This window comes from bacterium (assembly GCA_024742285.1).
GTDB lineage: Bacteria > Myxococcota_A > UBA9160 > UBA9160 > UBA4427 > UBA4427.
Genome location: JANSYR010000009.1, coordinates 261,772 through 268,541, shown reverse-complemented (window position 1 = coordinate 268,541; position 6,770 = coordinate 261,772). Strand labels below are relative to the sequence as shown.

Genomic DNA, 6,770 nt, shown 5'->3' with positions numbered 1-6,770 from the left:
TGGCTCTTGCCGTCTGGCGACGGCCCCTGAACTTGACTCGGATCGCCTGCGGCGAACCTCGCCGGTTAGCGGCTGATCCGTTATACGGCACGCGACTGGGAGCGGTCTCTACCTCTGGCTTGAGTTGATTCCAGCTCGCTGTTGAGTCCGCCGCCGATCCTCGGAGGCTTCGAGGACGGAGCTTCGAACGAGCTCCGCCGTCTGCCATCACCTGACGGTGACTGTCGGCTCGTGCTGTCTGGCGCCGGACTTCGAAGTCTCGAAGTGAGCCGGTAGGCGAGGGCGGCTGCCGTGCGGCCGCGACCGTCCGATCGGAAACGACTCGCGTTGAGACGAGTCGTTGGAGGGCGAGCCGCCGATCTCCTCGATACCTCAGGAGATCTTGTCGCTGACGCTCCGGCTGGCTTCGCTCTGTCTCTGCCGTCGCGCGCCGTATAACAAGCCCCTGAACCTGACAGACAGTTGGCCAAGCTGGGAGTGGGCTCCGCGGCCTCCTGACGCTTCGCGTCCAAGTCCGCTCGTGCCGCTGGGCTACGCTCGTTGTACCTCGATCAGCCCGCGCCGGCGAAGTCTGCAGGTTATGGGCTGATCCGTTATACGGCAGACGCGTATGTGCCGACACCCGACGGTATTCTTGCTGGTCTGGCTATCAGTCGTTGGTTGCGCGACGAGTCGCGAGCAGCCGGTGTCCGCCGACGTAGCCGAAGCCGAGAGGGTTGCTCCGCCGCTCCCGCGTCGGCTTGAAGACGGCCAGTCCTGCGACGGGGTCGAAGTATGGGTCGACCCTGGTCCTAGCGCCGACGCCTACCGCGGCTGTCATGAGCGAGACGATTTCTCGCGAACCTACTCGCCAGGGGTAGTCGGTCCAGTCAGGCTTCTCGAACGCTCGAAACCGTCTTCGGTCGGCTTCGATTCCGAGGAGTTGGAAGCGATCTCGACGGAGGACCTTTTGGAGCTCGAGGACGACGAGACGGACGAGCCTTGAAGGCGCCCGCCGTATAACAAGCCCCTGAACCTGACAGACAGTTTGTCGAGTTGGGAACGGGGCTCCGCGGCCTCCTGACGCTTCGCGTCCAAGGCCGCTCGTGCCGCTGGGCTACGCTCGCTGTACCTCGATCAGCCCGCGCCGGCGAAGTCTGCAGGTTATGGGCTGATCCGTTATGCGGCAGAGCCTTCCGTAGAGCTATGGACGAGACTACCTATCGAATCGCAGACTCGATCTTCAAAGTTCTCGCATGGCTCTCAGTAGTCTGCGGGGGTGTTTGGGGCTGGCTCCGCTACGTCGAGCAAGCCAAACGGGACTCTCAGAGCCACTTCCGGGAACAACAAATTCGGTTGTATCTCGAGTCAGCCGAAGTCGTCGGGGCAATCGCCGCATCTGAGCCGTCCAGTGCACGCGAAGAGATTGAACGTCGATTCTGGACTCTCTACTACGGCCCGCTCGCCGTGGTTCAAGAGGCGCAAGTTACCAGTTCCCTTGTCGACTTTGCCGACGCTCTTCGAAAGGGCCGAAAGAAGACAACCCTCCGGACAAAGTCTCTCGCCTTCTCGAAGGCATGCCGAGCGACTATTGAGGAGACGTGGGAAGTCGATCTAGGACCTTTCCGCGTCAAGAATGATGAGGAATCTGAGTAGCCGGCTCCGCCGCACGACAAGCCCCTGAACCTGCCAGGGCGTTGGCCGAGGCCCGAACGGGATTCCGCGACCTCATCCCGGCTTCGCCGGGAAGGCCGCTCGTGGTACTCTGGCGACGAACTTGATCTGCTCAACCTGAGTTCGGAGGCGAACCTGCAGGTTGTGGGCTGATCCGCTCTACGGCCGCGCGCGCCTGCCATGCTTGTCCGAACGATCGCGAGCCTTATGTCAGTAGACGTCTCGAGAATCACGAACGCGCAGAAGTCCAGGATCCTCGATCTGAACGAAGGACACTTCCTGGACTTCAAGTCGCGCGACATCCAGCCCGCCAAGTTGAGCCGTACGATTTCGGCGTTCGCGAACACGAACGGGGGCGAACTCTACGTTGGAATCGAGGACGATGGCGAGTGGCGCGGCTTCTCGGATGCCGAGGCTGCGAACGCACACCTTGCTGTCTTCGAGGGGCTTTTCCCTCTTGGCCAGCACTTCGACTACACGTTTCTTGAGAACGACGAGAGCGACGGCGTCGTTCTCCAAGTTGCGATTCAGAAGACTCCGGATATCAAGAACGCATCAGACGGTAAGCCGTACATTCGACGAGGTGCTCAGTCACTCCCTGTGACCGAGGCCGCCGCGCTTGAACGACTGAAGCTCGACAAGGGACTTGCTTCGTTCGAAACCCAGACTGTGGATGCGCCCGCCGAGGTTGTCGAGAACTCGACCGTGCTTCTCGAGTTTCTTATTGGGGTCGTTCCAACCGCGGAACCGCTTCCCTGGCTCGAGAAACAGCTACTTCTTCGCGACGGGAAGCCGACGGTTTCGGGCGTCCTCGTCTTTTCGGAAGAGCCGCAGGCAATCCTTCCGAAAAGGTGCGGAATCAAAATCTACCGATACGAAACTTCCGAGGAAGAAGGGACGAGAGACACACTAAAATTCCAACCGCTGAGTATCGACGGTTCGGCAGTTGAGCAGATCTACGCCGCTGTCGACAAGACGGTCGAAATCGTTGAGCAGATAAAAATCGTGGGTAAGAAAGGGCTCGAGTCGATTCAGTATCCGCGAGATGCTCTCCACGAGATCATCACCAACGCCGTGCTCCACCGGGACTACAGCATAGTCTCGGATATTCACATCCGTCTCTTTGACAATCGGATTGAAGTCGAAAGCCCGGGCGTTCTTCCTGGCCATGTGACCCCCCAGAACATCCTAAACGAACAGTTTGCGCGAAACGGCGCGACCGTCCGCCTCGTAAACAAGTTCCCCAATGCCCCCAACAAGGACGTTGGAGAGGGGCTGAATACGGCCTACGAGAGCATGCGGAAATTGAGGTTGAAGGAGCCCGAAATCGCGGAGTCCGCCAACAGTGTGATCGTGTATATCCGCCACGAACGTCTCGCTTCTCCGGAGGAGGCAGTCCTTGAGTACCTCGATGAGAACGAGGAGATCAACAACCGAACTGCTCGCGCGCTGTCGGGGATTACGTCGGAGAACAAGATGAAGGAAGTCTTCTATCGACTGCGCGATCGCGGACTTCTTGAACAGGTCCCAGGCAAGAAGGGATCCGCTTCAGCCTGGCGACGCCCGAAGCGAGATGGCGACCCCTCGTGACCGCAATCTGCGCCTCCGTATAACAAGCTACTGCACCAGACAGACAGTTTGCCGAGCGGAGAACGACTTCCGCGGCCTCAGCTCGCCTTCCGGCGAGAAGGCCGCTCGTGGTACTCTGGCGGCGACAATGATCTTCTCTGAGTGGCCGCGCCGGCGAAGTCTGCAGGTGTGTAGCCGCTCCGTGATACGGCGGTCGGCTGACTTGGACGAACACGAGATCCGCGGCGGCTTTCAACGACAGCGGCGAAACCTCGTAGCAACCAGCCTCGCTCTTTTCGTGTTCGAAGCGGCCGGACTCGAGTTTCAACAAGTCTCAGTCCTTGGAAATTCCGCCAAGCTGACGAATCCTACCTTCGTCCCCGTCTTGCTTTGGTCTGCATGGGGCTATTTCCTCATTCGCTACGTCCAGTTCTTCCGCGCGATTCCAGAAATCGGGTACGGGGCCGCGGTCCGACGACGAATGCAGCAAACGGTACCGAAGATCGCGTTCAAGATGTTCAAGAGCGACTTCGAACCCAAGGACATGGAGATCCCGGCCAACGCAATCGTTACCTACGACTATCACGTCGTCACGATGTCCGGAGAGCACCCCGACCTCTGGGATGTTCAGCTTGGTGTAAGCGTGGGCTGGACTGTCCCGGGTTCATCTCAGATCGGCACTGCTAATCCGGGCGGCCGATATCAAATCCACGGTCGCGTGCTTCGGCGAGCGCGATTGCGGGCCAGACTCCATGCCGCCTGGAATCACCCGGCCCTCTCCGAGCACATTTTTCCCTACGTGATCGCGGCGCTTCCGGTTGTGCTGTGGGTCGGCCTTGCAATCCACCGTATGACAAGCGCCTGAACCTGACAGACAGTTGGCCAGGATGGGAACGGGGCTCCGCGCCCTCCTGGCCCTGACGAACCCAAGACCGCTCGTGCCGCTGGGCTACGATCGCTCTACCTCGATCAGTCCGCACCGGCGAACTCCACAGCTGAGCGGCTGATCCGTAGTACGGCACGCGAGTGAAACGCTGTGATTTCCCGCGACGATCCCAAGTTCGACTGCCGCGAAGATTTCATTACGTCGGATTCGGTCGATTCGTTCGTCCTCGAGAAGTCCCCCGATTTCCTCGACTACCTCTTCTTCCACAACGTTCTAGACAAGTTCTGCTTTGCCCTGAAAGCCCACTACTCCGACCGCGAGACGGTCAAGAAGCGCCGATACCGGCTTGACCTCGTCTTTCAGAACTATCTTCTTGAGAATCAAGTCAAGCTTTCCAAGAGGAAGGGTGGAAAGGCCTCGCGCGAACAGGTTGAACGAATCGAGTTTTTCCTTACGAAGGCGTGGCACAACGAACTTGTAAGGGGAGATCCTCTTCTCCCCGACTATCTCCGAATCGGAGTTCAGCTGTCCGGGTTTAGTGGACCCGGGAGCGGGGGCATCGCCGCTTGGAACATCGTCCAGAGCTACTACGCGGTTTTCGAGTTCGTCGGCGTCCTCGCGGCTGTTCACGCAAGTGACCTCAAAGTCGATGGTCACAAGAAGCTCGCCCGCAACTTCAACAGTCAGCTTGCCGGTCTGAGCAAGACGGTTCTGTTCTACCCGTTTACTCTGAACAGTAAGAGCGATCTCACTAAGCTCCCACAACACCCGAAGCACACTACGTTTCACTACGCGTCATACCCGCGCGAAGCCGGGACGCTCGTCTCTGATCTCGACAATCAGATTGTCAAGGCCTTTCAACTACTCGACAGAACTCGACGAACTTCGTTTCTGGATTTTCTGTACGAGTTTCGTCTATGGGCCAACTACACGGGCGTACGCTCTCTTCTACGCCTTGCCGACGGCGGCTATGTCGGATTCCTGATGAAGAATCTCGCAACGATCGTCTTTTTTGCAGGCGGAATCGCCGAGATATCCGCGATCCAACAGATTGGTCAAGCTCAGTATCTGCGAATTCTTCGCTCCTTCCAGGAGGACTACATCGACCAGAACGAACGATTTGCCGCGAATCGATACCTAATCCCGGCCTACATTCGACTTCGTTCCTACAAGCATCTTGGGCTGATCTCGAACAGCATCAGCTTTGTCCGGGCGGATATCGAAGATCCGGTCCAGTTTGTCGAGCGATAGCGGGCGCCGCGCTACGCGCGCCGTATGACAAGCCCCTGAACCTGCCTGTCAGTCTGACGAGTTCAGAGTAGGGCTCTGCGGACTCCTGCCCCTTCGGGTCCAAGACTGCTCGTGCCTGTGGGCTACGATCGCCGTACCTCGATCAGGCCACGCCGGCGAAGTCTGCAGGTTATGGGCTGGTCTGTTACACGGAGGGCCCGCGTGACGAGCCGCACAACGAAATCTGTTGAAGCCGCGGACTTCGCGCTGTTCCGGGAGCGACTCTCCAGTTTTCCTGTTGGACCGGTCGATCATGTCGATCGTCCCGATTTCCGCGTCCGATCTAGCGATCGCCTGATCGGAATCGAGCTGAGCCGAATTTTCGTCCAAGGTGAGCAGTCGACACTCCTGCCACAAGCCGCCGAGAACATCTCTCGCCAGATTTGCTACGAAGCGTGCGTGGCTGGCGAGCATCTTGGTCTACCTCCTCTTCAAGTCGCCGTCTCTTTTAGGAACCTCGTTCCGTTGAACCGAGCTCGGCGCCAGATCCTTGCCAAGGAAATCGCACAATCCGTCTCGTGCGGCCTTCCCGATTCGGGAGAGCGACGGACGCTCCGGCGCGCTCAGCCTGGCGGTGAAGCTCTGCCGGAGTTTGTGAACTCGATCTTCATCTCGAATCAGCCTGGCCGAGTACGCAACCACTGGCACGAGCCGAGTTCCGGATGGGTGCAAGTTCGTGCGATCGGGCTGCTTCAGGAAGCGATCTCTTCGAAGTCTCCGAAGATCAACGGGTATCTCGAATCCGTGGACGAGTGTTGGTTGGTTCTCGTCGCGGACGATCTTCGTGCCTCTGGGATGATTCAACCTGATCCTGCGACCCTATCTCACGAGTATGAATCTCCATTTGCACGAACTCATTTCTTGAACACGATGAAGACCGAGCCCGACCTCCTACGGACTAAGGCGCGTGCCTGAGTGGCCATCCGTGCTGTGGGCCCGCCGCAAAACAAGCCCCTGAACCTGACAGACAATTGGTCGAGTCGGCAGCGGGGCTCGGTGGCCTCCTGACGCTTCGCGTCCAAGGCCGCTCGCGCCGCTGAGCTACGGTCGCGGTACCTCGATCAGCCCACGCCGGCGAGCTCCGCAGGTGAGCTGCTGATCCGTTGTGCGGCAGAACGTGGCAGCTATGCGGTATCCGCGACTCCTCCAAGGCCTGACGCTCGCGTCGATCTGTGCGGGTGGCGCATCTTCGTACGAGATCGTGACGATGGTCGAGGAGATGTCGGATCGCGAAGCCCAGGAGGCTGGCTTCACCTGGAGCGTTCTCCGCTCGGACTCACGCTGCGATCTCGGACCCAGGGTTCTCGCGAGCTTCCCACTTGAAATGTGGAACCGTCCGCCTCACACGATTTCCGTCATCGAGGTCCCACCC

General features: G+C 59.1%; 5 protein-coding genes. All 5 read left to right on the top strand.

The window, feature by feature from the left end:
* Positions 1-1,185 precede the first annotated feature (1,185 nt).
* The 5 genes from NXI30_17790 (at position 1,186) to NXI30_17770 (ending at position 6,313) form a co-directional block, all read left to right on the top strand.
* Positions 1,186-1,635 (top strand): hypothetical protein, encoded by a 450-nt coding sequence (locus NXI30_17790; GenBank protein MCR9096080.1) that lies wholly within the window; start codon positions 1,186-1,188, stop codon positions 1,633-1,635.
* A gap of 198 nt (positions 1,636-1,833) precedes the next feature.
* Positions 1,834-3,243, top strand: coding sequence for a putative DNA binding domain-containing protein (locus NXI30_17785; protein ID MCR9096079.1), 1,410 nt, complete (start codon positions 1,834-1,836; stop codon positions 3,241-3,243).
* 202 nt (positions 3,244-3,445) lie between these two features.
* Positions 3,446-4,087 (top strand): hypothetical protein, encoded by a 642-nt coding sequence (locus tag NXI30_17780; GenBank protein MCR9096078.1) that lies wholly within the window; start codon positions 3,446-3,448, stop codon positions 4,085-4,087.
* 171 nt (positions 4,088-4,258) lie between these two features.
* A complete protein-coding gene (locus NXI30_17775; GenBank protein ID MCR9096077.1) occupies positions 4,259-5,359 on the top strand; it encodes a hypothetical protein in 1,101 nt (366 codons plus the stop codon).
* A gap of 201 nt (positions 5,360-5,560) precedes the next feature.
* The gene (locus NXI30_17770; GenBank protein MCR9096076.1) at positions 5,561-6,313 is read left to right on the top strand and encodes a hypothetical protein; all 753 of its coding nucleotides are present in this window, start codon (positions 5,561-5,563) and stop codon (positions 6,311-6,313) included.
* Positions 6,314-6,770: the final 457 nt, after the last annotated feature.